Genomic DNA, 24,005 nt, shown 5'->3' on the forward strand with positions numbered 1-24,005 from the left:
GCGTACGTGGACCCGGACGGGCGGCTTAGGCCGCCCGTTTTGTTTTGCTCTAAAAAATTTCGCTGGTCCATTGTCTGGGCGCCGGAGTTGGTGGATTGCGGCGTTCTGGTATAGCGTCAGCGCATCAATAGCGACCGAGGCAGTTCCAATGAAGAAATGGCAATGCGTGGTATGCGGATTCATCTATGACGAAGCCGAAGGCTGGCCGGACGAAGGCATCGCCCCAGGTACCGCCTGGGAAGATGTGCCCGAAGACTGGCTGTGCCCCGACTGCGGCGTCGGCAAAATGGACTTCGAAATGATCGCGATCGGTTGATATGAACGAATCGAACAATACGGCTGCGTCGACCGCCCCTCTGGTCATCATCGGCACTGGCCTGGCGGGCTACAACCTGGCGCGGGAGTTCCGCAAGCACGATAGCGAGACGCCGCTGCTGCTGATCACCGCCGATGACGGTCGTTCCTATTCCAAACCGATGCTGTCCACCGGTTTTGCCATGAGCAAGGATGCCGATGCCCTCGGCATGATGAGCGCCGGGCAGATGGCCAGTCAGCTCAACGCCGAAGTCCGCACCCATACTCGGGTGACGCGCCTCGACCCTGACAATCGCCGCGTGTGGATCGGCAACGAGCCGGTGCCCTATCGCGATCTGGTGATCGCCTGGGGCGCGCAGACGATTCAGGTGCCGATCGCAGGCGATGCGCAGGACGCTATTTTCCCGATCAACGACCTGCTCGACTACGGCCGCTTCCGCGAAGCTGCAAGAGGCAAGCGACGTGTACTGATCGTTGGCGCCGGGCTGATCGGCTGTGAATTTGCCAATGACTTACTGCATGGTGGGTACGAGGTGGAATTGGTCGCACCCTGCGAACAGATCATGCCGTCGTTGCTTCCGGTGGACGTTGCGGCGGCCGTGCAGCGAGGGCTGGAGTTGCTGGGTGCGCGCTTTCACCTTGGCCCGGTGCTGGAGCGCCTGGACCGGAGTGGCGACGCCCTCGAAGCACAGCTGTCGGACGGCCAGCGGTTGAGCTGCGATCTGGTGGTGAGCGCCGTTGGCCTGCGCCCGCGCACCGAACTCGCGGCGGCGGCAGGGATCGAGGTCAATCGCGGTGTTACCGTTGACCGACTGCTACAGACCTCTGCCGAGCACGTCTACGCGTTGGGGGATTGCGCTGAGGTCGGTGGGCTCAATCTGCTGTACGTGATGCCCTTGATGAGCGGCGTGCGCGCGCTTGCACAAACGCTTGCCGGCAAGCCGACCTCGGTGACTTACGGACCGATGCCGATCACGGTGAAAACCCCGGTTTGTCCTCTGGTGGTATCGCCACCGGCGGCTGGCAGCGATGGGCATTGGAGTGTGGAAGGCGAGGGCAGCGACCTCAAGGCTCTATTCCGCGGCATCGATGGCAATCTGTTGGGTTACGCGCTGACCGGGGCGGCTGTACGGGAGCGGCTGGACTTGAATAAGCAGCTACCGCCGGTCTTGGCGGAAGTGCCTCAGCTTCTGTCGTTAAAGTCTTCTGAATGACCCGGTAAAGCGCTGGCGGGGGCTGGCGCGAGTGCTAGCAGCGTGCCATGCTCCTTCGTGCGCTGCCGCAGTATAGAGCTGTCGCAGTGCGTCGGAACGCTGTTTGGAGACAGCGAATACAAAAACAAAAAGTCTTAGAGGCTAACCATGCGCAAACCGGAACTCGCTGCTGCTATCGCCGACAAGGCCGATCTCACCAAGGATCAGGCCAACCGTGTACTCAACGCCGTACTTGATGAAATCACCAACGCGCTCAACCGCAAGGACAGCGTCACCCTGGTTGGTTTCGGTACCTTTGTGCAACGCCACCGTGGCGCCCGCACGGGCAAGAACCCGCAGACGGGCGAACCCGTCACTATCAGGGCCAGCAATACCGTGGCGTTCAAGCCGGGAAAGATGCTGAAAGACGCGATCAATTGATACGCGCTGCCCGGAGCCCCCGCGGCTCCGGGTCAGCCTGACCCGCCGGTCCGCTCCGGACCCAGCTGTTCCCGCACTTCCGCTGCTCCGATCAGTCGCTACAATGCGACACCTTTCGCTAACGGTCGGCAAGTTCATGAAATTTCGTTTCCTTCTCTGGATGCTGGGCCGCCTGATGGCCAAGGCCAGCCGCACCAATCCCGACTTCCAGCAGCAGCTGGGCGACAAGGATCTGACCTTCCAATTGCATACCCTGGACGGTAAGGTAGCGCGGCATTACGTCGTCAAGGATCAGCGCGTCACCAGCTATGGCGGTCCCGCTGCCGAGCCGGCTTTCGCCATCGGCTTCAAGGACAGTGCCTATGGCTTCGCTACCATGAATGCCAAAAACAAGCAGCTGGCTTTCATGCAGGGTATCCAGAACAAGGACATCCAGATTCAGGGCAACCCGGCGCTGGTGATGTGGTTTCAGGGGCTGACCAAGTATTTGAAGCCGAAGAAGAAGAAATAGGCTTCGCCTAAAGCCGCGTTTTCCAGGTTATGGATTGCACTGTTCCGTACCTCGTCCGAGCCGTCCTGGAGACCGAATTTATTCAGCTAGGATTTGCGTGAGGCCGAACAAGTTCGGCCCTACGTCGTGCTCCCTCGCGATCTGCTGCGTTCGGCCTTCTGCAGGAGAAGTCCAAGTCGTCTGGATCCCACAGGACCGTAGGGTCGAATTTATTCGGTCGCGGATTTGTGAAAGACGAACGTCCGGCCCGCGGGTCCCTTTCTTCACCGGAAGGTATGCACTCACGGCGGGTTCCCGCCCCGGCTCAGGACACTAGAGCGAAGCACCGTCGGACTGCGCCCGCCACGCTTGAGCTTCTGCCTTCAGCCAATCCCTGAACGCAATCAGCCCCGCCGACTCCGCCTTGCGCTCCGGAATCATCAAGTAGTACGCCCGCGCCTCGCTGCGATACGCATGTTGATGCGCCACCACCAACCGCCCTTCGGCCAGCTCCTGCTGAATGAGAAACGGCGGAATCAGCGCCACCCCCATCCCATGCTCCGCCGCCTGGGCGAGCATGGAAAACAGCTCCAGTCGCGGCCCGGTCATGTCGCGGGCGACCTTCACCCCCAGCGAATCGAACCACTGCCGCCAGGCATAGGGCCGGGTGCTCTGCTGCAGCAGCGGCATCCTGGCCAGTGCCTCGACGGACAGCGGCCCGCCATCCGGCAGCAGCGCCGGGCTGCACACCGGCTGCAGATCTTCGGGCATCAGGAAATGCGCCTCGGTACCTGACCATTCGGCATCGCCGAAATAGATGGCGGCATCGAACTCAGTGTCAGCGAAGAGGAAGGGGCGGGTTCGGTTGGTCAGGTTGAGGGCGATCTGCGGGTGCCTCGCCTGGAAATCCCTCAGCCGAGGCACCAGCCACTGCGTGCCGAAGGTGGGCACCACGGCCAATTCGAGGCTCATCGCGCCCTGTTGGCCCATAACGGATAGAGTGTCGCGCTCCACAGCGTCCAGCTGCGCCGCGATGCGCCGGGCGTAAGACTGGCCGGCTTCGGTCAATTGCACGCCGCGTCGTGAGCGACGAAACAGCGCCAGGCCGAGAAACTCTTCCAGTCCGCCGATCTGCCGGCAGATGGCGCTCTGGGTCAGGGCCAGCTCCTCGGCGGCGCGAGTGAAGCTCTGGTGCCGCGCCGCCGTCTCGAAGGCGATCAGGGCGGCGGTGCTCGGAATCTTGCGGCGCATGCGTACATCTCATGGTTGAAGATGGTTTTCTGCCCCAAAGCTTAATCCGAAGTGAGCAATACGCACAGGTGGATGCGAAATCGTCGTTTGCCGACCGTGGTGTTCGGGCCTAGGATTTCTCCATTCTTTCCTGCGCTGCACAATAATCAGAGGATTCGCCCATGGCCGGCAAGGCAAGCTTCAACTGGATTGACCCGCTGCTGCTCGATCAGCAACTGACCGAAGAGGAGCGCATGGTGCGCGACAGTGCCGCGCAGTTCGCCGCCGACAAGCTGGCGCCGCGTGTGCTGGAAGCCTTCCGCCATGAAAGGACCGACCCGGCGATCTTCCGCGAGATGGGCGATACCGGTCTGCTCGGCGCGACCATTCCCGAAACCTACGGCGGCAGCGGCTTGAACTACGTGTGCTACGGCCTGATCGCCCGCGAGGTGGAGCGCATCGATTCCGGCTACCGCTCGATGATGAGCGTGCAGTCGTCGCTGGTGATGGTGCCGATCAATGAATTCGGCAACGAGGAAACCAAGCAGAAGTATCTGCCCAAGTTGGCCAGCGGTGAATTCATTGGCTGCTTCGGCCTGACCGAGCCGAACCACGGTTCCGATCCGGGCTCGATGGTCACTCGCGCGAAGAAGGTCGATGGCGGCTACCGCCTGTCCGGCGCGAAGATGTGGATCACCAACAGCCCCATCGCCGACGTCTTCGTGGTATGGGCCAAGGACGACGAGGGCGCCATCCGCGGCTTCGTGCTGGAAAAGGGCTGGGAAGGTCTGAGCGCTCCGGCAATTCACGGCAAGGTCGGCCTGCGCGCCTCGATCACCGGCGAGATCGTCATGGACAATGTGTTCTGCCCGGAAGAGAACGCCTTCCCCGATGTGCGCGGCCTGCGCGGACCCTTCACCTGCCTGGATTCAGCCCGCTACGGCATCAGCTGGGGCGCGTTGGGCGCCGCCGAGTTTTGCTGGCACACCGCCCGCCAATACACCCTGGACCGCCAGCAATTCGGCCGCCCGCTGGCTTCCAACCAGCTGATCCAGAAGAAGCTCGCCGACATGCAGACCGAGATCACCCTGGGGCTGCAGGGCTGTCTGCGTCTGGGCCGGATGAAGGACGAGGGCACCGCTGCCGTGGAAATTACCTCGATCATGAAGCGCAACAGTTGCGGCAAGGCCCTGGACGTGGCGCGCCTGGCCCGCGACATGCTGGGCGGCAACGGCATCAGCGACGAATTCGGCGTGGCGCGTCATCTGGTCAACCTGGAAGTGGTCAACACCTACGAAGGTACCCACGACGTGCACGCGCTGATTCTCGGCCGCGCGCAGACGGGGATTCAGGCGTTTTTCTAAGCGGTGACCTGTGGGAGCGAGCTTGCTCGCGAAGAGCGCACACCGCCATTCGCGAGCAAGCTCGCTCCTACGCAAACGCCGACCCGCTCTATCTTATTGCTACCCAAGAGATCTCTATGTCCGGCGCCCTATCCCACATCCGCGTCCTCGATCTGTCCCGCGTGCTCGCCGGTCCTTGGTGCGGCCAGATCCTGGGTGATCTCGGCGCTGAAGTGATCAAGATCGAGCGGCCCGGTACGGGCGACGATACCCGTCATTGGGGGCCGCCGTATTTGAAGGACCAGCAGGGCGAGAGCACCTCCGAGGCGGCCTATTATCTGTCGGCGAACCGCAACAAGGAGTCGCTGACCCTGGATTTCACCCAGCCGGAAGGCCAGCGCATCATTCGCGAATTGGTGATGCAGTGCGATGTGCTGCTGGAGAACTTCAAGGTCGGCGGGCTGGCGGCTTACGGGCTGGACTACGAAAGCCTCAAGGCGATCAATCCGGGACTGATCTACTGCTCGATCACCGGCTTCGGTAGCGACGGCCCCTATGCCCAGCGTGCCGGTTACGACTTCATGATCCAGGGCCTCGGCGGGCTGATGAGCCTGACTGGGCGCAGCGATGCCGAGGAGGGTGCCGGGCCGGTCAAGGTCGGTGTGGCGCTGACCGATATCCTCACCGGCCTTTATGCAACCGTTGGCGTACTGGCTGCGCTCAACCGTCGTGAGCAGAGCGGCGTCGGCCAGCACGTCGAGTTGGCGCTGCTGGACGTGCAGGTCGCCTGCCTGGCCAATCAGGCGATGAATTACCTGACCACCGGCGTCGCGCCCAAGCGCATGGGCAATGCCCATCCGAACATCGTGCCGTATCAGGACTTTCCCACCGCCGATGGCGACATCATTCTCACCATCGGCAACGACGGGCAGTTCCGCAAGTTCGCCGATGTGGCCGGATGTCCCGAGTGGGCTGACGATCCACGCTTCGCCAGCAACAAGGCGCGGGTTGCGAACCGTGCGGAGCTGATTCCGATGATCCGCCAAGTCACGGTGTTCCGCACCACTGCCGAGTGGGTGGCGGTATTGGAGCGCGCTGGCGTGCCCTGCGGGCCGATCAACGACGTTGCGCAGGTATTCGCCGACCCGCACGTTCAGGCGCGCGGTCTGCGCGTGGAAATGCCGCATCCGCTGGCGGGCAGCGTGCCGCAGGTGGCGAGCCCGATTCGCCTTTCCGAGTCGCCCGTGGACTATCGCAAGGCACCGCCGCTGTTGGGCGAACACAGCGAGGCGCTGCTGCAGCGGTTGCTGGGTCTGGCTCCAGCGCAGGTCGCGTCCCTGCGGCAGGCCGGGGTGATCTAACTTTCGCTGAACTCTCCCGCCGTCTGACCATCCCTATTTAGGTACTCAAATCTTGAGCGGACGAGCGAATCATGCAGATGCAGCGCTATCGAATCACCGGACAACTGTTGGTTGTCATGTTCATGTCCTGGCTGCTGGCCGGCTGTGGCATCAACAACATTCCCCAGTATGACGAGCAGGTGAAATCAGCCTGGTCGCAGGTTGAAAACCAGTACCAGCGCCGTGCTGACCTGATTCCGAACCTGGTCGAGACGGTCAAGGGCTTCGCCCGTCAGGAGCAGGAAACCCTGACCGCTGTGGTCGAGGCGCGAGCCAAGGCGACGTCTATACAGGTCGACGCCAACACGCTGAACAACCCCGAACAGTTGCAGCAGTTTCAGCAGGCGCAGAACCAGCTGACCGGCGCCCTGAGCCGGCTGATGATGGTGTCCGAGCGCTACCCGGAACTGAAGTCGAACCAGAACTTCCTCGCCCTGCAGTCGCAGCTTGAAGGCACGGAAAACCGCATCGCCGTGGCGCGACGCGACTTCATCACGGCTGTGGAGCGCTACAACACCGAGATTCGCACCTTCCCAGGCCGCATCTGGCACACCCTGATGTACAGCGACATGCCGATTCGCGAGAACTTCGAGGCCACCGCCGAGAATGCCGATCAGGCGCCGCAAGTGCAGTTTCAATGACATTCAGGCTATTGCTGATTTCGGTTCTGCTGTTCTGCAGCGGTAGCGTCTTCGCCCAAGACGCCGAACTGCCGACACTGACCGGCAGGGTGGTGGACCAGGCGGAGCTGCTCGACACCCAGACCGAGGCCCGTCTGACTAGCATGCTCGCCGCCCATGAGCAAGCCACCAGCGAGCAGGTGGTAGTGGTCACGGTGCCGGAGTTGCAAGGCCGCAGCATCGAGGAATTCGGCGTGCAGCTCGGCCGTGCATGGGGCATCGGGCAGCAGGGCGAGGACAACGGCGCGCTGCTGATCGTCGCGCGTGACGATCGCCGGATTCGCATCGAAGTCGGCTATGGCCTCGAAGGGCGCCTGACCGACGCGCAATCCTCGATGATCATCAACGGCATCATCGCGCCGGCCTTCCAGCAGGGCGATTTCGCCCGTGGCATCAGCGAAGGCGCGGCGGCCATGGTGCAGGTGCTCGGTGGCGACCCGCTGCAGAGCGCGGCCATGCGCCCGGCAATGCCGATGGGCGCGCAGGAACCAAGCGGGCTGGGCATCCTCGGCTTCTTTCTGATGCTGGTGGCGATCTTTGTCATTGGTGGTGGCCGGGGTGGCCGTAACGGTGGTCGCAAAGCCTTGCTACTCGGCGCCTTGCTCGGCGGCATGGGGCGCGGCGGTGGCTTCGGCGGTGGCGGTTTTGGTGGGGGCGGCTTCGGCGGAGGAGGCGGCGGCTTCGGTGGCGGCGGCGCTTCGGGTGGCTGGTGACTGACGCCCGGCCCGCCACTCGCTCAACAACATAACGAGAAACTACCTCAACGATGAACGAGCAATGACCCTACTGACCGAAAACGAACTGCAGCAGGTAACCGCGGCGATCGACCGCGTCGAGCGTGACACCGATGCCGAACTGGTGACGGTGCTGGCGGCGCAGGCTGACGACTATCGCTACATCCCGTTGCTGTGGGCCAGCCTGATTGCGCTGCTGTTACCCGGCGCGTTGTTGTTCTTCACCGGCTGGTTGTCCGCCTGGCAATTGCTGTTGGTGCAGTGGCTGACGTTCATCGTGTTGGCGGTGATATTCCGCATTCCCAGCCTGACCACTCGGCTGATTCCGCGCTCGGTCCGGCATTGGCGTGCCTGCAACCTGGCGCGTCGGCAATTTATGGAGCTGAATCTGCACCACACCGAGGGCGGCACCGGCATGCTGATCTTTGTCTGCGAAGCCGAGCGCTACGTCGAGATCCTTGTGGATCGGGGCATATCCAGCCGGATCGACGACAGCGCCTGGCAATCGATCGTCGCGCATTTCACGGACGATGTGCGCAGCGGGCAGGTGCTTCAGGGCTTTCTGAGCTGCATCGAGGCGTGCGGCTCGTTGCTCAAGCAGCACGTTCCAGCCACCCATGAGCGCAACGAATTGCCGAACCGTCTGGTGGTGATTGATTAAAGAAAGCCCAGTCGGCTTCGATCTGTAGGGCCGAACTTATTCGGCCATGCGGTGTGTAACGAAGACCGAGGCCGAACAAGTTCGGCCCTACGCGCGATGCTTCAAAGCCAGCTTTAGCCTTTGTTAAACCATTCCCGGACCGTCGTCCTCGGGCTGTTCCACCGGCGCCAATTCGAGGAATTGGGCGTCCGCCATGGCACTGGCCGCGACGCGGTCGATGCTGCTCATGGCGTGGCCGATGATAGAACTGACGCTGGCCTCGTGGTGATGCTCGGGCAGGCGCTCGATAGCCGCCAGCACCTCTTCGCCGGGTACCGTTTCCTCGGCCAGCAGCTGCTCGGCGATCTCGTCCAGCGCTGGCTTGAGCCGCTGCAGCAACGCCATGCATTCACGGTCGAGTTGCTTGAGCAAGTTGTCCGCGGCGCGAATCGACTCGCCGGAATCGAATTCGATATGCGCGTCGCGCACGGCCTGCAGGCTCAGCAGCGAACCGTTCGGGCCCATGCCCAGTGCGCCGACCATCGACAGGGCGATCTTCGAGGCTTCCTGCAGATCCTGACCGGCGCCGGACGACACTTCATGGAAATACAGCTGTTCGGCGCCACGACCGGCCAGCAGCATCTGGATGCGATTGCGCAGCTCGGATTCCATGTGCAGGCGCTTGTCCTCCACTGGCGTCACCAGTGTCACGCCTAGTGCCTGGCCGCGCGGCAGAATGGTGACCTTTTCCACCCGACCCACTTTCAGCGCGGCGGCTACCAATGCGTGGCCGGCTTCATGCACGGCAATGCGCTTGCGATCGGCCGGCGACATGGGCGTGACGCCCGACGGCTGTTCGCCGATGCGGCAGGTTTCCACGGCGTCGACGAAGTGGCTCATGTCGACGGTCGTCGCGCTGGCGCGCGCCGCGAGCAGCGCCGCATGGTTGGCGATATAGGCGATGGCGGCTGGTGTCAGGCCGACGGTATTACGAGCCAGCTGGGCGAAATCGAGGTCCTGCGCGGCGCGAATCTTCCCCGCGTACAGGCGGAACAGCGCTTCCCGATCGGCGAGTCCCGGCAGGCCGACGGCAATTGAGCGGTCGAAGCGGCCTTCGCGCACCAGCGCCGGATCGAGCGAGTTGGGAAAGTTGGTCGCGCCCAGCACCAGCACGCCGCTGGCGCCGTCGAAGCCGTCCATCTCGGCGAGGAACTGGTTGATGATGCGGTTGCTCTCGGCATCGCTGGAGCGCTGCTGTTCGGCGCGCTTGCCGATGCCGTCGATCTCATCGATGAAGATGATGCACGGCGCCTGCTTGCGCGCGGTACGAAACAGCGCCTTGACCTTCTGAATGCCGACGCCGAAATACATCGAGGAAAAGTCGCTGCCGGTGACCTGGATGAAGCTGGCATTGGACTCGGTCGCCAGCGCCTTGGCCAGCTGGGTCTTGCCGGTGCCGGGCTCGCCGGTCAGCAGCACGCCCTTGGGCGGGCGGGCGCCCAGCGCGGCGTAGGCGGCAGGGTCGCGCAAGTAGGCGGTGACGTCGGTGAGTGCCTGCTTGGCCTCGCTGGCACCGATCACGTCGGCAAAACCGATACCGCTGCCCTTGCGCTGCACACGGAAGGCCTGGCTCTTGATTGCCAGATAACTGAGCGCACCGACCAGCAGAAGAATGAAGGGGGCATAGGGCACCAGCGCCTTGTACCAGGGCGCTTCACCGTCCGTTTCGAACAGCGTCAGCGGGAACAGCTGGCCTTCGCTGCTGGCGTAATGATCGAGCAGCAACTGTGCCACGCGGCCCGACTGATCGGGGATCCAGTAGCGCAAGCCGTCGTTCAGGCTGATGTAGACCGCGTCCTTACCGAGCGCCGCGCTGGCGATGGTGGCGCTACGCAGATCGTTCATCAGGACCGAAAGATCCTGGCGGTTGGCTTCCCAGGGCTCGGTGGATTCCCGCAGAGCTTCGAGCATGCTGGCCGCAGTGCCTGTGGAAGGCGCGGCCGGCATACCCGGCTTGAATTGCCAATAGGCCAGGCCGGCGATGAGTGCCAGCACCAGCAGAACGGAGAGCACAGGGCCGCGGCGGCCTTGTAGCAGACGTGGTGTTTTCATTTCACATCCAATCGGGAAGCCCGACGTTTGACAAACAACCGCTTTCGAGGCGGACCACAGTTGTACGCGGGGAAACCCCGCAAGCGCCAATTGCGTGGCGCTGAGCAGTACGGGCTCGTCGGATGCGATTTATATGCCGAACTGCAGGGTCGGGCGCTTCGGCTCCGATAGCCGGCGAGAATACGGCAAGTGCCATCATGCGCGAGCCTGGGCGACGAATGGCGGGCAGGTTTACGACGAATGACCGTTCGGTCGTGGAACGAAGTAATCGGACATGATTCATGCAGCTTGCATCAGCCGTTTCATGTGCGGCCTATGGCCGTTCCGATGAGCGGCCTGCTAGGCGTCGGACGCCGAGCGAAATTATTCGCGATCCGTAGTACATAGCCTGCCTTTCGCATCCAGAGCAGTTCCCGCACCATGTCCACCCTTACCGAATTGGCCCAGCAGATTGCGGCGCTTTATCCACTGCAAGACAAAGCGGCCGGCAAGCGTTACCGCATCGTCAGCCAGCTCGCCGGCATGACCGAGCTGGAAGAGATCAACGGCGCGCCGCGCTATGTCGATACCCATCAGCTCGCCGATCGGAATCTGTGGGATGGCGGGTCTGCGCGTTCGATCGAACGTTTCGCCTCGGCCTAGTCAACTAGCGGCCTGAGCGAGAGGCTCTGTCGTGCCGTTGCGCTTGTATTTGCCGACCCCCATCCGGCATCCTCCGATGCTGGCCTGACGCTTACGCCGATGTGGATCGTGGGCGCGCGGGTAAAGGCCTGAATCGGCGATCCGTTGGGGAGACTGAAATGATGACGTGCGATAGCAGCCGCGCCATGACAAGCCGTATTCGGCTTTTACTGATCGTGGGCCTGCTGGCGCTAGCACCGCTGGCGCAGGCGCAGACGCTAGTCGAGCCGGTCGGCTACATCATGAAGGTACAGGGCGAGGCGACCGTCACCAGCCGTGATCAGACCATCGACGCGGCCATTGGCCAGGCAGTGATCCTCGGCGCGGTGCTGCGCACCGGTGCCGACGGCGCGATGGGGGTGACGCTCAGTGATAACACGGTCATGTCCTTTGGCCCGAACAGCGAATTCACCCTGGACGAGTACGCGTTCGAACCCACCCGCGAAGAGCTGCGCCTGAGCGGCCATATCAGCCGCGGGACCTTGAATTTCATTTCAGGCGTCATCGCCAAGCTCAAGCCTGAAGCGGTCGAGCTGAAAACCCCAACGGGCACCATTGGCGTGCGCGGTACGCATTTTCTGGTGAAGGTCGTTCAGTGATCAGGATGCTGCTGCGGTATTCGGTTGCGCTGCTGTGTCTCGTGCTGCTGTCGGGCTGCGTGACGGGCAACTATGTGGTGCTGCTGGAAAGTCCTGACGGCACCACTGGCGCTGTGGTGATCGATGATGCCAAAGGCCAGACACGGCTGGATCAGGCGCATCAGGGGGTCATCATCGGCGGCGCCTCGGCCGCCAGACCGTTCAACGTCGGTCAGCTGCGGATCGCACACGATTTCTCGGCGGCGTTGGCGGCTCAACCCGCACTGCCGCAGCGCTTCCAGCTTTATTTCAAGATCGGCAGCGCAGAGCTGACCGAGGAATCGGAGCGAGCTGTCGAGCAGGTTTTCGAGGCGATCCGCCTGCGTGGTCCGTCAGCCGTCTCGGTCATTGGCCACACCGACACCCTCAGCGGCCCGTACTGGAACGAGCAGCTGGGCTTGATTCGGGCCCAGGCGGTTGCGGACATGCTGCGCAACCGAGCCATCGAGGTAATCGATCTACGTGTGTCCTCACATGGTGAGCGCAACCTGTTGATCGACACGCCCGATGGTGTGTCCGAGCCGCGCAATCGCCGGGTCGAAATCAGCGTTCGCTGACGCCCTCACTTTTCTGTCAACGTAATGCACTCGCCGCGCTGGCCGGCCCGCAGTCGCTGCAGCTGATAGCGCACCAGCAGGTCGTCCGGCCGCGTGGCGGACAGCTGGTCGAAGGCGTCGGCGGCCTGATCGTGCTCGCTTGCCAGTAGCCGATATGCCGCATCGTAGTCGCTGTCGATGGCAGTTTCGCAGGGCTCGTAAAGGCGGATCGGCTGCGTCTTGCCCTTGAGCAGCACGTCGCCGATGGCGCGCATCGGCACGTCCGGATTGGCGACACGGATGGCCTCCGAAACGCAGAGATCGGTGCCCAGATAACGATTGAGGCTTTCCAGACGAGCCGCGACGTTGACCGCATCGCCCAACGCCCGGTAGTCGAACAGGGTGGCGCCACCGAAATTGCCGACGACGACCTCGCCGCTGTGTGCACTGATGCGCGTGCGGCCGAGCGGGATGCCAGCGGCATGTTGAACGGCTGCGTGGGCGCGGGTGAAGCTGCGGATCTCCAGCGCGCAGGCCAGCGCGCGAACCTGGTGATCAGCCTGAGTCAGGGGCGCCGAGAACAGAATCGCCATGCCGTCGCCGACGATGCGTTCGAGGGTGCCCTGGTGGCGGAAGGCAATCTGGATGAGTCCTTCGAGGTATTCGTTGAGCATGCCGACCACGCGCTCCGGCGAGTGGCTCTCCATCAGGGTGGTGAAATCGGTGATGTCGGTGAAGACGAAGCTGCAATAACGGCGCTCGCCGCCGAGCTGTAGCTGTTCGGGATGGCGCACCAGATGCCTGACGAGATTCGGCGAGATGTAGCGCGAGAAGGCATCACGTATCCAACGCTGCTGATATTCGCTGGCGCGGTGCCGCGCAAGGCTGGCGCCGAGATAGACCAGCAGCAGACCGATCGATGGCGTCAGGGCGTCAAGCAGTAGCCCATGGCGCGAATAAGCCCACCAGGCCGCGATGTTCAGTGCCGCAATCGCTATCGCTGCGATCCAGGCGGCGGTGAGCGCGCCGCTGGTGAGGATCAGAACACAGAGCAGCGATCCGGCGAGCAACAGGACCAGCGCTTCCAGTGGACTGGCCCAGGACGGGCGTTGGAGTGGCGAGCCGGTTAACGCCTGTTCGATCGCCTGGGCGTGCACCTGGACGCCCGGAAGCATCCCGCCAAGTGGGCTGAAGCGCAGATCCTGCAGGCCTTGGGCGGAGCTGCCGATCAGCACGATGCTACCGTCGAGTTGCCCGGCGGCCATGCCTTCCAGTACGTGCCAGGCGGGCAGGGTCTGTGCGGTCATGTCGCGGCGATAATGCAGCCAGAGCTCGCCTCGGCGGTTGGTCGGGAGCGTCAGCGGGCCTATCGAAACCTGTTCGACCGCTCCATTGCTCGCGGTCTCGATGCGGTACAGCTGTTGATCGAGATAGAGCCGCAGTGCTTCGGCGGACAGCGAGGGGTAGAGCTGCTCGCCGACGCGAATCATCACCGGTACGCGGCGCACGACGCCGTCCGCGTCAGGGTGAAAGGTCATGGCGCCGCCGCCTGCCGCAGCCCTTTCAAGCAAGGGCAATGCGCTGACGGTGCCGGGGTAGGTTGTGAAACGCGGTAGGGTGGCATCCGCACGCTGTCGCACACCGAAACGGCTGAGCGGACGGGGCTGCGACGGTGAGTGCGCGGTGGCAAAGCCAAGGACGCTGGGCTGTCGTTCGAGCGCCTCGGCGAATAGGTGATCGTGGTCGGGCAGGGCCTCCAGCGTGTCGGCCAAAGCGGGCGGGAGGTCCAGCTGGTTCAGCAGATAGCGTGGCGAGCTGCGGTCGGCCTCGGCGAAGAGCACGTCGAAGACCACCACGGCGGCGCCTGCCTGCTGCAGGCGCTCCAGCAACTGCGCCAGTAGATCGCGCGGCCAGGGCCATTGGCCGTGGCGCGCGAGGCTGGCTTCATCGATGTCGACCACCCGAACCGGTGTTTGCGCCGGCGCTGGCCGCGGATGCCAGCGCTGGTACTGATCGAACAAGCCGTTGCGCAGGCTCTGCAGCATCAGTGGTTCAGCCAGGTACAGAACGCAGGCGGCGAGCAATCCGGCCAACGCGAGCAGCAAGCGAGGCGTAAGTCCGGGTACTGCCATCAGTCGCGCTCCCTGCGTCCGTTCGGGTCAGGGGTCAGTCGAGTACCAGAATGGCGTCCATTTCAACCTGCGCGGCTTTTGGCAGCGCGGCGATGCCGATGGCGGCGCGGGCGGGGTAGGGTTGCTGGAAGTAGCGGCTCATGACCTCGTTGACCGTAGCGAAATTGCCCAGATCGGTCAGGAAGATATTCAGCTTGACGATGTCTTTCAGCGAACCGCCAGCCGCTTCGGCTACTGCCTTAAGGTTTTCGAACACCTGCACGGTCTGCGCTTCGAAGCCTTCCACCAACTCCATGGTTTTTGGGTCCAGCGGAATCTGGCCGGACAGATACACGGTGTTGCCGGCCTTGATCGCCTGGGAGTAGGTGCCGATGGCGGCGGGGGCTTTGTCGGTGTTGATGACGGTCTTGCTCATTTCTGCACTCCTCGGGAATCGACTTGGGGCACGAAGGATAAAACAGCCGGTGGGGGAAAGCCGATAAAAGAGGTTGGAGGCGGAACGAAAGAGCGCTTATCAGCCGCATGCCCGTCCAGCCTTCAGCACTCGTCTCGGCTGTTGCTTAAGCCTTGACTCGCGTAATCCGCATCACGCCTTTAATGGTACGCAGCTTCCTGATTACACGGGCCAGATGAACCCGGTCGTGCACGCTGACTACCAGCTGGACCACGCTGATGCGGCCATCACGTTCGTCCATGCCGATCTTCTCGATATTGCCATCGGCGGCGTTGACGCTACCGGCCAGCAGGGCGATCAGGCCGCGCTGGTGCTCCAGTTCGACGCGCAATTCCACATTGAACTCGCCGGTGACGTCCTTGGACCAGGACAGCTGGATGCACTTGTCCGGGTTGTGGCGAACTTCGGCGATATTTCGACAGGTGTCCAGGTGCACCACCATGCCCTTGCCCGCGGACAGGTGACCCACGATGGGGTCGCCGGGGATCGGTGTGCAGCATTTGGCATAGTTGAGCACCAGGCCTTCGGTGCCGCGAATGGCCAGCGGCCCTTCGGCGCTCGGTGCCTGCTCGCCGTCACTGGACAGCAGCCGGCGGGCGATGACGTAGGCCATGCGGTTGCCCAGCCCTATATCTTCGAGCAGGTCTTCGATGACCTCCATTTGATATTCGTTGAGCACGGCCCTGATGCGCTCAGGTGAAATGCTGTCCAGACTGGTTTCGAAGCCGGTGAGCACCTTGTTCAACAGGCGCTCGCCCAGATTGATCGACTCCGAGCGGCGTTGCAGCTTGAGTGCGTGGCGGATATGCGTGCGCGCCTTGCCGGTGACGACGAAATTAAGCCACGCCGGGTTGGGGCGTGCGCCCGGGGCGGTGACGATCTCGACCGTGCTGCCACTCTCCAGCGCCTGAGAAAGAGGCGCCAGGCGCCGGTTGACCCGGCAGGCGATGCAAGTGTTGCCGACGTCGGTATGCACCGCGTAGGCGAAGTCGACGGCGGTCGAGCCCTTAGGCAACTCCATGATGCTGCCCTTGGGCGTGAAGACGTAGACCTCGTCGGGGAACAGGTCGATCTTGACGCTCTCGATGAACTCCAGCGAATTGCCGGCGCGTTCCTGCAACTCCAGCACGCCCTTGACCCACTGCCGTGCGCGGGCATGGGTGCCTTTCGGAGTCTCGTCCTCGTTGGACTTGTACAGCCAGTGCGCGGCGATGCCGTTGTTGGCCATCTCTTCCATTTCCCGGGTGCGGATCTGGATCTCGATGGGCACGCCATGCATGCCGAACAGGGTGGTGTGCAGCGACTGATAGCCGTTGGCCTTGGGGATCGCGATGTAGTCCTTGAAACGGCCGGGCAGCGGCTTGTACAGGCTGTGCACGGCGCCGAGTACGCGATAGCAGGTGTCGACCTTGTCGACCACGATGCGGAAGGCATAGACGTCCATGATTTCATTGAACGCTTTGCGCTTGCCGCGCATCTTCTTGTAGATGCTGAACAGATGTTTCTCGCGGCCTACCACCTCGCCTTCCAGGCCTTCGCGCGCGAGGCAGTGGATCAGCGATTGCTCGATCTTCTCGACGATCTCGTTGCGGTTGCCGCGCGCTCTGCGGACGGCGGCGCGAATACGCTCGGAGCGCATCGGGTGCATGGCCTTGAAGCCGAGGTCCTCGAATTCCACGCGCATCGAATGCATGCCCAGGCGGTTGGCGATGGGCGCGTAGATTTCCAGCGTTTCCTTGGCGATGCGGCGGCGTTTCTCGCTGGCCAGCACTTCCAGGGTGCGCATGTTGTGCAGGCGGTCGGCGAGCTTGACCAGGATCACGCGGATGTCGCGGGCCATGGCCATGGCCATCTTCTGGAAGTTCTCGGCCTGGGCCTCGGCCTTGGTCTCGAAGTTCATCTGGGTCAGCTTGCTGACCCCATCGACCAGTTCGGCAACGGTCTCGCCGAACTGCGCGGTGAGCGCTTCCTTGGCGATGCCGGTGTCCTCGATGACGTCGTGCAGCATCGCGGCCATCAGGCTCTGATGGTCCATGTGCATGTCGGCGAGGATGTTGGCTACCGCGAGAGGATGGGTGACGTAGGCTTCACCGCTGCGCCGGCGCTGGCCGTCGTGGGCCTGCTCGGCGTAGAAGTAAGCACGGCGGACCAGATTGACCTGGTCTGCGCCGAGGTAGGTCGACAGGCGATCGGCAAGAGCGTCTATGGCTAGCAAGGGATTGCTCCTCGCCGGCAGGGCGGCTCCGTATTGGCGGCTCGACTTCGACCTGGCATTTAATCAGATGGCCTCGTTGGGCTCTTCCTCGTACTGCATGAACAACGGCTCGTCGTCGACGATGTCGTCTTGGGCGATGACGTCGTAATCCACCAGGCCGGAGGCGATTTCACGCAGCGCAACCACGGTCGGCTTGTCATTTTCCCAGGCCACTTTAGGCTCCTTGCCGCCTGTAGCCAGCTGGCGCGAGCGCTTGGTAGCGAGCATGACCAGCTCGAAGCGGTTATCTACGTTGTCCAGGCAGTCTTCAACGGTAACGCGGGCCATGGTGTTCCTCATCAAATTCGTAAAGCGTGCCCGAGTGGGCGAGCGGACGGGATAGTCTAAAAAATCACCAGCTGTTAGGGAAGCGGTAAAAGTGAAAAGCAGCTTTCAGCCCTAAGCCAGTAGCTGCTTGAGCAAGCCCTCGAAGCGCTTTTGTTGCGCGCTTTGCAGCAACTGATTAGCGCGGAAGATCGCCTGTAAATCGATCAATGCATGAGCGAAGTCATCATTGATCACGAGGTAATCGTATTCAACGTAGTGAGCCATCTCGCTGACGGCCTCGCGCATGCGCTTGTCGATCACCTCGTCGCTATCCTGGCCGCGGTTGGTCAGGCGCTGGCGGAGCGCTTCCTGAGTAGGGGGCAGGATGAAGATAGATTTGGCCTGTGGCATCAGCCGGCGGACCTGCTGGGCACCTTGCCAGTCGATTTCCAGAATCAGGTCGTAACCTTCGTCGAGGGTCTGTTCGACCCAGCGCTGAGAGGTGCCGTAGAGGTTGCCGAAGACTTCCGCGTGTTCGAGGAATTCATCGTGCTGCAGCCGTTCGAGAAACTTTTCTCGGCTGACGAAGTGGTAGTTGACACCATCCACCTCGCCCGGACGCATGGGGCGAGTGGTGTGCGAAACCGAGACTCGAACCTGTGGTTGCGCGTCGAGCAGCGCTTTGACCAGGCTGGTCTTGCCGGCCCCGGAAGGCGCGGAAACGATGTAGAGCGTACCGGTTGAGGCTGACATGAATTTCTCTGGGACGGTTGTCTGATGAAGCCCGGCGGAACGGATATGCGACGGTCGCATCCTGCGCCAGGCGTGGTTGCTATTCGATGTTCTGAACCTGCTCGCGCATCTGTTCGATGAGCACCTTGAGGTTTATCGCTGCCTGGGTGCTGCGCGTGTCGAACGCCTTGGAGCCGAGCGTATTGGCTTCGCGGTTGAGTTCCTGCATCAGGAAGTCCAGACGCCGACCAGCGGCACCGCCGGCTTTCAGCACTCGCCGCACTTCGCTGACATGGGTGCCGAGACGATCCAGCTCCTCGGCCACATCGCTCTTTTGTGCAAGCAGCACCATTTCCTGCTCGATGCGTTGAGGGTCCAGTTCGACGCGCATTTCGGCGCAGCGGTCGAGGATTTTTTGCCGCTGCGCGGCAAGCATCTGCGGGACTTGGGAGCGCAGCGTGGCGGTTTCCTCGGTGATGGCGTCGAGGCGCTCGTTGATCAGGCGGGCCAGCTCTTCGCCCTCGCGCTGGCGCCCATTCTTCAGCTCCGTCAGGGTGGCGTTAAAGAGTTTCAGGGCAGCGTTGTTCAGCACCTGAGGATCGGCTGAATCACCCACCAGCACGCCCGGCCAGGACAGCACTTCCAATGGGTTGATCGGCGCCGGCTGCTTGATCAGTGCTGCAACGCTTTCCGCTGCGGCGATCAGCTGGCTGGCGCGATGGCTGTCCACCTGCATCGAGCGGTTCGTGGCGTCCTCGGCAAAGCGCAGCGTGCACTCGACCTTGCCGCGTGAGAGTCCCTTGCGCAGTGCCTCACGAACAGCGCCTTCCAAATCACGGAAGGTGTCGGGCAGGCGCAGGTGCGGCTCCAGGTAACGATGGTTTACCGAACGGATCTCCCAGATGAGGGTGCCGTGAGCGCCGGCCTGCTCGGCACGTGCGAAGGCAGTCATGCTGTGAATCATTGCGGTAGCCCTCGGTACGATGCGAAAGGCGGAGGATTGTAAATCAAAACGGCGCGAAGGCGCATGAGGCGCGATATGGGCGAGCGTGACGACCCCGCTTGGCGCTGGTTGTTGGTCATTCAACTCCAGCGCTTTGCTCGATCAGCCGACAGGCCGCGTAACTGCGCATCAAAGGCGCCTATAATGCCGGGCACCCGAATCCATGAAGTAGGAATTGTCCCATGAAGCGTCCCAGTGGCCGCGCCGCCGACCAGCTGCGTTCGATCCGCATCACCCGCAACTACACCAAGCATGCCGAGGGATCGGTATTGGTGGAGTTCGGTGATACCAAGGTGATCTGCACCGCCAGCATCGAGAACGGCGTACCGCGGTTCCTCAAGGGCCAAGGGCAAGGCTGGTTGACCGCCGAATACGGCATGTTGCCGCGTGCCACTGGCGAGCGTAATCAGCGTGAGGCGAGCCGAGGCAAGCAGGGCGGGCGTACCCTCGAGATCCAGCGGCTCATTGGGCGCTCCCTGCGGGCATCCTTGGACATGAGCAAGCTGGGCGAGAACACCATCTACATCGATTGTGATGTGATTCAGGCTGATGGCGGTACCCGTACAGCCTCGATCACCGGTGCGATGGTTGCACTGGTCGATGCTCTGAAACTGCTGAAAAAGCGCGGCGGGTTGAAGGGCGGTGATCCGCTCAAGCAGATGGTCGCTGCGGTTTCGGTCGGCATCTACCAGGGTGAGCCGGTGCTCGACCTGGATTATCTGGAGGACTCCGCTGCGGAAACCGACCTGAACGTCGTGATGACCAGTGCCGGTGGCTTCATCGAGGTACAGGGCACGGCCGAAGGCGCGCCGTTCCAGCCTGCCGAGCTCAACGCCATGCTCGCGCTGGCGCAGGATGGTATGAAAGAGCTGTTTGCATTGCAGTCCGCGGCGCTCGCCGACTGAGTCGAAGGAGAGCGCCATGTCTGATCAAGAGCTGATTCCACAGCCCTCGCCGAAAGCACGGCAGTGGGCAATGTTCTGTCATTACTCGGCGTTCTTCTGGTTTCTGGTGCCGATGATCGGCAACGTGCTGGGCCCGCTGATCGTCTGGCAACTGAAGAAGGATATGGATCCCTTCGTTGACGAGCAGGGCAAGGAGGCGCTGAATTTCCAGATCACCTTCAGCATTCTGTTGATGATCTGCGGCGTGCTCGCCTGGATTCTGATCGGCTTCCCGCTCATGGCGCTGATCAGCGCGGTGGCGCTGGTACTGGTGGTGATCGCCGGCATTCGCGCCAACGAGGGCAAGCCTTATCGCTACCCGTTTTGCTGGCGCTTCGTCAGGTAGCGGCAGGCCTAAGCACGAGCACGAGTAGATGCGGGAAGTTGAGAGGCGCCTCGGTGTCAGCTTCCATGCTGACTCGCTTGCAGCTCAGAGGCTCAGCGTCCAGTCGTAATCCACTACCAGCGGGGCGTGCTGGGAGAAGCGTGGCTGACGGGGCAGGCGGGCGTTGCGCACGAAGCGGCGCATGCCCGAGGTCAGTATCTGGTAATCGAAGCGCCAGCCCAGGTTGAGCATCTGCGCTTGCTCGGTATCCGGCCACCAGCTGTACAGGTCGCCTTCTCGGCTGGCTTCACGCAGCGCATCGACATAGCCCATGTTGCCGAATATCTCGTCGAGCCAGGCACGTTCCGGCGCAAGGAAGCCGGTGGCCTGCTGGCAATCGCGCCAGTTTTTTACGTCCAGCTTCTGATGGGCGACGTACAACGAGCCGCAGTAGATGTATTCGCGACGCTTGCGACGTTGTTTGTCCAGATAATGGGCAAAGTCGTCCATGAACTTGAATTTCTGGTTCAGGTCTTCGTCGCCGCCGCGGCCGGTTGGTAGCAATAGACTGGCAATGCTGACCTTATCGAAGTCGGCCTGTAGATAACGGCCATAGCGGTCAGCGGTTTCGAAGCCGAGTCCCATGATCACGGCCTTCGGCTGCAGTCGGGAATACAGCGCGACGCCGCCCTGTTCTGGAATTTCCGCGTCGACGGTATAGAGAAAGTAACCGTCGAGCTGGTAGGCCGGATCGTCAAGTTCTACTACGGAGGCGCGGGTATCCTGCAGGCAGATGACATCGGCATTCTGCGCTTGCAGCCAGCTGAGAAGTCCCCGCTGTGCCGCCGCTTGAATGCCATTCACGTTGACGCTGATAATCCGCATAAATGGCCCCTAAAAACACGTGCGTGTATGATAACCCAAGCTCTTTGCAATTAGCTAAATCAGTGTCTTCCGGGAATATCCTTCATGCAGGCGTACCAGCGCGACTTCATTCGCTTCGCCATCGAGCGCGGGGTTCTGCGCTTCGGTGAATTTACCCTCAAATCCGGGCGCACCAGTCCTTATTTCTTCAACGCCGGCTTGTTCAATACCGGATCGGCACTGGCTCAATTGGGTCGTTTCTACGCGGCTGCGGTCGTCGAAAGCGGCATTGATTTCGACGTCATCTTCGGCCCGGCCTACAAGGGCATCCCGCTGGCGGCAGCGACGGCTATTTCGCTGGCCGAGCATCACCAACGCGACCTGCCCTGGTGCTTCAACCGCAAGGAAGCCAAGGATCACGGCGAAGGCGGCACCCTGGTGGGATCACCGCTCAACGGTCGGGTGCTGATCGTCGATGACGTGATTACTGCCGGAACGGCAATTCGTGAGGTCATGCAAATCATCCGTGCGCAAGGCGCGCAGGCGGCTGGCGTGCTGATCGCGCTCAACCGGCAGGAGCGTGGGCAGGGTGAGTTATCGGCCATTCAGGAAGTGGAGCGTGATTACGATATGCCGGTGGTGAGCATCGTTTCCCTGGTGCAGGTACTGGACTTCCTGGCTCAGGATGAACAACTCAAGCGGCATTTGCCGGCCGTAGAGGCTTACCGGGACCAGTACGGGATCTGAGTGCGGCTTGTTCGACCAATCAACCAGTTGAATCGTCGCGTAGTCCGTTGTTAGGACGTTAGGCCTGAGCCCGATGTTCTGTTTTGTGTCAGCAACTGACGAATAACGATTGTTCTGTGTCGCGCTTCAAAAGAAATTTCGCTTAGCGCCGTTGATGGTGCTGTTTCTGTACACCGAGGTTTTTGTTGGTGTGCTTATTGCTGCTCGGTCTGGCCGGCTTGTATAAGCTGGCGTTGTCCAAAGCAGATAGGCGTTTCGAGTGGCTGCGCCGAGCGCATCAATAGAAAGAGGCGGAAGTATGCAGATAGGGTGCAGGTTGCTGGTGCTGTTGGGCTTGCTAGGGGCTGCCGCTGCTCAGGCCGATCTGTATCGCTATGTCGATGACAAAGGTGTGGTGGTGCTCGATCGCCACGGTGTCCCGCCTCAGCATATCGGCAAGGGATATGAGGTCCTCAACGATCAGGGGCGTGTGACTCGGGTGGTGCCCCCTGCGCCGACCCCCGAAGAGCGCCAGCGCCTGCTCGAGGCCCAGGCTCGTGCCAGCTCGGATGCTCAACTGCTGCGCCTGTACGCGAGTGTCAGGGATGTCGAGCGAGCACAGGCGCGAAAATTTTCGGAGCTCGACAGCGTCATCGGCATCACGCGTGGCAATCTGCAGTCGCTTCGCACCCAGCAGGCCAACCTGCAAAGTCAGGCGGCAGGACATGAGCGTGCCGGTCGTGAGGTGCCTAAGCCGCTGCTGAAGCAGATCGACAACCTCAGCAGGGAACAGGCCAGCTTGCGTCGTGATATCGAGCGTTACCAGCGGGCCCGCAAGCACGCGGAAACCCGCTTCGCTCAGGAGCGCCAACGAGTCGCCGAGTTGCTCGGTCAATCCGAATAGCGATGCATAAAAAACCCAGCATTTTCATGAAACGCTGGTTTTTTGTTGGCGGTCCGGTGTTACTTGCGATTGGTGATTAGAGTGCCGACACCGATGTCGGTGAAGATTTCCAGCAGCACCGCATTGGGTACGCGACCGTCGATAATGTGGGCGCTCTGGACACCATCCTGGACGGCGTCCAGGGCACAACGGATTTTCGGCAGCATGCCGCCATAAATGGTGCCGTCGGCGATCAGCTCGTCGACTTGCGCGGTGGTCAGTCCGGTGAGGACCTTGCCCTGCTTGTCCATCAGGCCAGCGATATTGGTCAGTAGCATCAACTTCTCGGCTTTGAGCGCTTCGGCGACCTTGCCCGCGACCAGATCGGCGTTGATGTTGTACGACTCACCGTCGGGACCGACGCCGATCGGCGCGATGACCGGAATGAAGTCGCCTCGCACCAGCATATCCAGTACCCCGACATTGACCCCGGTGACTTCGCCGACCTGGCCGATGTCGATGATTTCCGGCTGGCTCATACCGGGAGTCTGCCGGGTCGCCTTGAGCTTCTTCGCGCTGATCAGGCGTGCATCCTTACCGGTCAGGCCGATGGCGCTGCCGCCATGCTGGTTGATCAGCGTAACGATGCTTTTGTTGACCAGGCCGCCAAGCACCATCTCCACCACATCCATGGTCTGGCTGTCGGTGACCCGCATGCCGTCGATGAACTGGCTTTCGATATTCAGACGCTTGAGCAGATCGCCAATCTGTGGCCCGCCGCCATGCACGACCACCGGGTTGATGCCCACGGCCTTCATCAACACGATGTCGCGGGCAAAGCCGGTCTTCAGCTCCTCGCTTTCCATCGCGTTGCCGCCGTACTTGATCACCAGCGTCTTGCCGACGAAGCGGCGGATGTAAGGCAGCGCTTCGGACAGAACCTGGGCGAATTGGGTGGCGGCTTCACGGCTGAGGGTCATGCAAGGCT

General features: G+C 62.1%; 26 protein-coding genes. 16 read left to right on the plus strand and 10 right to left on the minus strand.

The features are described 5' to 3' along the window. Positions 1-148: 148 nt before the first annotated feature. The 4 genes from NA645_RS04320 to NA645_RS04335 all read left to right on the plus strand — a co-directional run bounded on the left by NA645_RS04320 (position 149) and on the right by NA645_RS04335 (position 2,460). Complete coding sequence (locus NA645_RS04320) at positions 149-316, plus strand: rubredoxin (protein ID WP_122167216.1); 168 nt, start codon at positions 149-151, stop codon at positions 314-316. A 1-nt stretch (position 317) separates the two neighbouring features. After that, the gene (locus tag NA645_RS04325; protein WP_256047695.1) at positions 318-1,529 is read left to right on the plus strand and encodes an NAD(P)/FAD-dependent oxidoreductase; all 1,212 of its coding nucleotides are present in this window, start codon (positions 318-320) and stop codon (positions 1,527-1,529) included. Between the two features lie 147 nt (positions 1,530-1,676). Continuing rightward, positions 1,677-1,949 carry an HU family DNA-binding protein gene (locus NA645_RS04330; RefSeq protein ID WP_131651415.1) on the plus strand — a complete coding sequence of 91 codons (273 nt, stop codon included), beginning with the start codon at positions 1,677-1,679 and terminating at the stop codon, positions 1,947-1,949. A gap of 136 nt (positions 1,950-2,085) precedes the next feature. Further along, positions 2,086-2,460: a helicase gene (locus NA645_RS04335; RefSeq protein ID WP_256047696.1), complete on the plus strand. Its 375-nt coding sequence runs from the start codon at positions 2,086-2,088 to the stop codon at positions 2,458-2,460. Between the two features lie 312 nt (positions 2,461-2,772). Here the strand turns inward: NA645_RS04335 and NA645_RS04340 are convergent, their stop codons facing one another. Beyond that, complete coding sequence (locus NA645_RS04340; protein ID WP_256047697.1) at positions 2,773-3,690, minus strand: LysR family transcriptional regulator; 918 nt, start codon at positions 3,688-3,690, stop codon at positions 2,773-2,775. A 161-nt stretch (positions 3,691-3,851) separates the two neighbouring features. Between NA645_RS04340 and NA645_RS04345 the strand changes: the two genes are divergently transcribed. From NA645_RS04345 to NA645_RS04365, 5 genes are all read left to right on the plus strand, one after another. Further along, entirely contained in the window at positions 3,852-5,033 is a 1,182-nt protein-coding gene (locus tag NA645_RS04345) for an acyl-CoA dehydrogenase (RefSeq protein WP_256047698.1), read from the plus strand. Between the two features lie 116 nt (positions 5,034-5,149). Then, positions 5,150-6,373: a CaiB/BaiF CoA transferase family protein gene (locus NA645_RS04350; protein ID WP_256047699.1), complete on the plus strand. Its 1,224-nt coding sequence runs from the start codon at positions 5,150-5,152 to the stop codon at positions 6,371-6,373. 71 nt (positions 6,374-6,444) lie between these two features. Further along, positions 6,445-7,053 carry a LemA family protein gene (locus NA645_RS04355; RefSeq protein WP_256047700.1) on the plus strand — a complete coding sequence of 203 codons (609 nt, stop codon included), beginning with the start codon at positions 6,445-6,447 and terminating at the stop codon, positions 7,051-7,053. Continuing rightward, positions 7,050-7,805: a TPM domain-containing protein gene (locus NA645_RS04360; RefSeq protein ID WP_256047701.1), complete on the plus strand. Its 756-nt coding sequence runs from the start codon at positions 7,050-7,052 to the stop codon at positions 7,803-7,805. The genes NA645_RS04355 and NA645_RS04360 overlap by 4 nt, the downstream gene beginning before the upstream one ends. A gap of 64 nt (positions 7,806-7,869) precedes the next feature. Further along, a complete protein-coding gene (locus NA645_RS04365) occupies positions 7,870-8,487 on the plus strand; it encodes a TPM domain-containing protein (RefSeq protein WP_256047702.1) in 618 nt (205 codons plus the stop codon). Between the two features lie 123 nt (positions 8,488-8,610). Here NA645_RS04365 and NA645_RS04370 read toward each other — a convergent pair whose 3' ends face one another. Continuing rightward, on the minus strand, positions 8,611-10,578 hold the full coding sequence (locus tag NA645_RS04370; RefSeq protein ID WP_256047703.1) for an AAA family ATPase: 1,968 nt from the start codon (positions 10,576-10,578) through the stop codon (positions 8,611-8,613). A gap of 420 nt (positions 10,579-10,998) precedes the next feature. Here NA645_RS04370 and NA645_RS04375 point away from each other — a divergent pair, with 420 nt between their 5' ends. The 3 genes from NA645_RS04375 to NA645_RS04385 all read left to right on the plus strand — a co-directional run bounded on the left by NA645_RS04375 (position 10,999) and on the right by NA645_RS04385 (position 12,454). Further along, entirely contained in the window at positions 10,999-11,220 is a 222-nt protein-coding gene (locus NA645_RS04375) for a hypothetical protein (protein ID WP_256047704.1), read from the plus strand. A 185-nt stretch (positions 11,221-11,405) separates the two neighbouring features. Beyond that, complete coding sequence (locus NA645_RS04380) at positions 11,406-11,858, plus strand: FecR family protein (protein ID WP_256047705.1); 453 nt, start codon at positions 11,406-11,408, stop codon at positions 11,856-11,858. A gap of 5 nt (positions 11,859-11,863) precedes the next feature. Continuing rightward, positions 11,864-12,454, plus strand: a complete 591-nt coding sequence (locus NA645_RS04385) for an OmpA family protein (protein ID WP_256047706.1) — start codon at positions 11,864-11,866, stop codon at positions 12,452-12,454. A 5-nt stretch (positions 12,455-12,459) separates the two neighbouring features. Here NA645_RS04385 and NA645_RS04390 read toward each other — a convergent pair whose 3' ends face one another. From NA645_RS04390 to NA645_RS04415, 6 genes are all read right to left on the minus strand, one after another. Further along, positions 12,460-14,565 carry a CHASE2 domain-containing protein gene (locus tag NA645_RS04390; protein ID WP_256047707.1) on the minus strand — a complete coding sequence of 702 codons (2,106 nt, stop codon included), beginning with the start codon at positions 14,563-14,565 and terminating at the stop codon, positions 12,460-12,462. Between the two features lie 34 nt (positions 14,566-14,599). Beyond that, the gene (locus NA645_RS04395) at positions 14,600-14,980 is read right to left on the minus strand and encodes a RidA family protein (RefSeq protein ID WP_256047708.1); all 381 of its coding nucleotides are present in this window, start codon (positions 14,978-14,980) and stop codon (positions 14,600-14,602) included. A gap of 145 nt (positions 14,981-15,125) precedes the next feature. Further along, positions 15,126-17,234, minus strand: coding sequence for a bifunctional GTP diphosphokinase/guanosine-3',5'-bis pyrophosphate 3'-pyrophosphohydrolase (spoT, locus tag NA645_RS04400; RefSeq protein WP_256047709.1), 2,109 nt, complete (start codon positions 17,232-17,234; stop codon positions 15,126-15,128). Between the two features lie 63 nt (positions 17,235-17,297). After that, on the minus strand, positions 17,298-17,561 hold the full coding sequence (gene rpoZ / locus NA645_RS04405) for a DNA-directed RNA polymerase subunit omega (protein WP_256047710.1): 264 nt from the start codon (positions 17,559-17,561) through the stop codon (positions 17,298-17,300). Positions 17,562-17,672: 111 nt separating this feature from the next. After that, on the minus strand, positions 17,673-18,293 hold the full coding sequence (gene gmk, locus NA645_RS04410; RefSeq protein WP_256047711.1) for a guanylate kinase: 621 nt from the start codon (positions 18,291-18,293) through the stop codon (positions 17,673-17,675). Between the two features lie 79 nt (positions 18,294-18,372). Further along, positions 18,373-19,236 (minus strand): YicC/YloC family endoribonuclease, encoded by an 864-nt coding sequence (locus NA645_RS04415; protein ID WP_256047712.1) that lies wholly within the window; start codon positions 19,234-19,236, stop codon positions 18,373-18,375. Positions 19,237-19,457: 221 nt separating this feature from the next. Between NA645_RS04415 and rph the strand changes: the two genes are divergently transcribed. Then, entirely contained in the window at positions 19,458-20,180 is a 723-nt protein-coding gene (rph, locus tag NA645_RS04420) for a ribonuclease PH (protein WP_131651444.1), read from the plus strand. 16 nt (positions 20,181-20,196) lie between these two features. Further along, positions 20,197-20,565: a DUF4870 domain-containing protein gene (locus NA645_RS04425; RefSeq protein ID WP_256047713.1), complete on the plus strand. Its 369-nt coding sequence runs from the start codon at positions 20,197-20,199 to the stop codon at positions 20,563-20,565. A gap of 84 nt (positions 20,566-20,649) precedes the next feature. Here NA645_RS04425 and NA645_RS04430 read toward each other — a convergent pair whose 3' ends face one another. Beyond that, positions 20,650-21,429, minus strand: a complete 780-nt coding sequence (locus NA645_RS04430; RefSeq protein WP_045160384.1) for an exodeoxyribonuclease III — start codon at positions 21,427-21,429, stop codon at positions 20,650-20,652. Between the two features lie 84 nt (positions 21,430-21,513). On the opposite strand from NA645_RS04430, the gene pyrE reads away from it, so the two are divergent. Together pyrE and NA645_RS04440 are read left to right on the plus strand one after the other, a co-directional pair. Then, entirely contained in the window at positions 21,514-22,155 is a 642-nt protein-coding gene (gene pyrE / locus NA645_RS04435; protein WP_256047714.1) for an orotate phosphoribosyltransferase, read from the plus strand. 298 nt (positions 22,156-22,453) lie between these two features. Continuing rightward, positions 22,454-23,038 carry a DUF4124 domain-containing protein gene (locus NA645_RS04440; RefSeq protein WP_256047715.1) on the plus strand — a complete coding sequence of 195 codons (585 nt, stop codon included), beginning with the start codon at positions 22,454-22,456 and terminating at the stop codon, positions 23,036-23,038. Between the two features lie 59 nt (positions 23,039-23,097). Here the strand turns inward: NA645_RS04440 and argB are convergent, their stop codons facing one another. Beyond that, positions 23,098-23,997: an acetylglutamate kinase gene (argB, locus tag NA645_RS04445; protein WP_256047716.1), complete on the minus strand. Its 900-nt coding sequence runs from the start codon at positions 23,995-23,997 to the stop codon at positions 23,098-23,100. Positions 23,998-24,005: the final 8 nt, after the last annotated feature.

Source organism: Stutzerimonas stutzeri, assembly GCF_024448955.1.
Taxonomy (GTDB): domain Bacteria; phylum Pseudomonadota; class Gammaproteobacteria; order Pseudomonadales; family Pseudomonadaceae; genus Stutzerimonas; species Stutzerimonas stutzeri_AQ.

Excerpts from the sequence above, each read along its gene's own strand:
- NA645_RS04370 (WP_256047703.1), bottom strand. The coding sequence starts at position 10,578 with ATGAAAACACCACGTCTGCTACAAGGCCGCCGCGGCCCTGTGCTCTCC.
- NA645_RS04325 (WP_256047695.1), top strand. The coding sequence starts at position 318 with ATGAACGAATCGAACAATACGGCTGCGTCGACCGCCCCTCTGGTCATC.
- argB (WP_256047716.1), bottom strand. The coding sequence starts at position 23,997 with ATGACCCTCAGCCGTGAAGCCGCCACCCAATTCGCCCAGGTTCTGTCC.
- NA645_RS04355 (WP_256047700.1), top strand. The coding sequence starts at position 6,445 with ATGCAGATGCAGCGCTATCGAATCACCGGACAACTGTTGGTTGTCATG.
- pyrE (WP_256047714.1), top strand. The coding sequence starts at position 21,514 with ATGCAGGCGTACCAGCGCGACTTCATTCGCTTCGCCATCGAGCGCGGG.
- NA645_RS04320 (WP_122167216.1), top strand. The coding sequence starts at position 149 with ATGAAGAAATGGCAATGCGTGGTATGCGGATTCATCTATGACGAAGCC.
- rpoZ (WP_256047710.1), bottom strand. The coding sequence starts at position 17,561 with ATGGCCCGCGTTACCGTTGAAGACTGCCTGGACAACGTAGATAACCGC.
- NA645_RS04360 (WP_256047701.1), top strand. The coding sequence starts at position 7,050 with ATGACATTCAGGCTATTGCTGATTTCGGTTCTGCTGTTCTGCAGCGGT.
- NA645_RS04430 (WP_045160384.1), bottom strand. The coding sequence starts at position 21,429 with ATGCGGATTATCAGCGTCAACGTGAATGGCATTCAAGCGGCGGCACAG.
- NA645_RS04330 (WP_131651415.1), top strand. The coding sequence starts at position 1,677 with ATGCGCAAACCGGAACTCGCTGCTGCTATCGCCGACAAGGCCGATCTC.
- NA645_RS04350 (WP_256047699.1), top strand. The coding sequence starts at position 5,150 with ATGTCCGGCGCCCTATCCCACATCCGCGTCCTCGATCTGTCCCGCGTG.
- NA645_RS04385 (WP_256047706.1), top strand. The coding sequence starts at position 11,864 with ATGCTGCTGCGGTATTCGGTTGCGCTGCTGTGTCTCGTGCTGCTGTCG.
- gmk (WP_256047711.1), bottom strand. The coding sequence starts at position 18,293 with ATGTCAGCCTCAACCGGTACGCTCTACATCGTTTCCGCGCCTTCCGGG.
- NA645_RS04365 (WP_256047702.1), top strand. The coding sequence starts at position 7,870 with ATGACCCTACTGACCGAAAACGAACTGCAGCAGGTAACCGCGGCGATC.
- NA645_RS04390 (WP_256047707.1), bottom strand. The coding sequence starts at position 14,565 with ATGGCAGTACCCGGACTTACGCCTCGCTTGCTGCTCGCGTTGGCCGGA.
- NA645_RS04415 (WP_256047712.1), bottom strand. The coding sequence starts at position 19,236 with ATGATTCACAGCATGACTGCCTTCGCACGTGCCGAGCAGGCCGGCGCT.
- NA645_RS04425 (WP_256047713.1), top strand. The coding sequence starts at position 20,197 with ATGTCTGATCAAGAGCTGATTCCACAGCCCTCGCCGAAAGCACGGCAG.
- NA645_RS04380 (WP_256047705.1), top strand. The coding sequence starts at position 11,406 with ATGACAAGCCGTATTCGGCTTTTACTGATCGTGGGCCTGCTGGCGCTA.
- NA645_RS04335 (WP_256047696.1), top strand. The coding sequence starts at position 2,086 with ATGAAATTTCGTTTCCTTCTCTGGATGCTGGGCCGCCTGATGGCCAAG.
- NA645_RS04375 (WP_256047704.1), top strand. The coding sequence starts at position 10,999 with ATGTCCACCCTTACCGAATTGGCCCAGCAGATTGCGGCGCTTTATCCA.
- NA645_RS04395 (WP_256047708.1), bottom strand. The coding sequence starts at position 14,980 with ATGAGCAAGACCGTCATCAACACCGACAAAGCCCCCGCCGCCATCGGC.
- NA645_RS04345 (WP_256047698.1), top strand. The coding sequence starts at position 3,852 with ATGGCCGGCAAGGCAAGCTTCAACTGGATTGACCCGCTGCTGCTCGAT.
- NA645_RS04440 (WP_256047715.1), top strand. The coding sequence starts at position 22,454 with ATGCAGATAGGGTGCAGGTTGCTGGTGCTGTTGGGCTTGCTAGGGGCT.
- NA645_RS04340 (WP_256047697.1), bottom strand. The coding sequence starts at position 3,690 with ATGCGCCGCAAGATTCCGAGCACCGCCGCCCTGATCGCCTTCGAGACG.
- rph (WP_131651444.1), top strand. The coding sequence starts at position 19,458 with ATGAAGCGTCCCAGTGGCCGCGCCGCCGACCAGCTGCGTTCGATCCGC.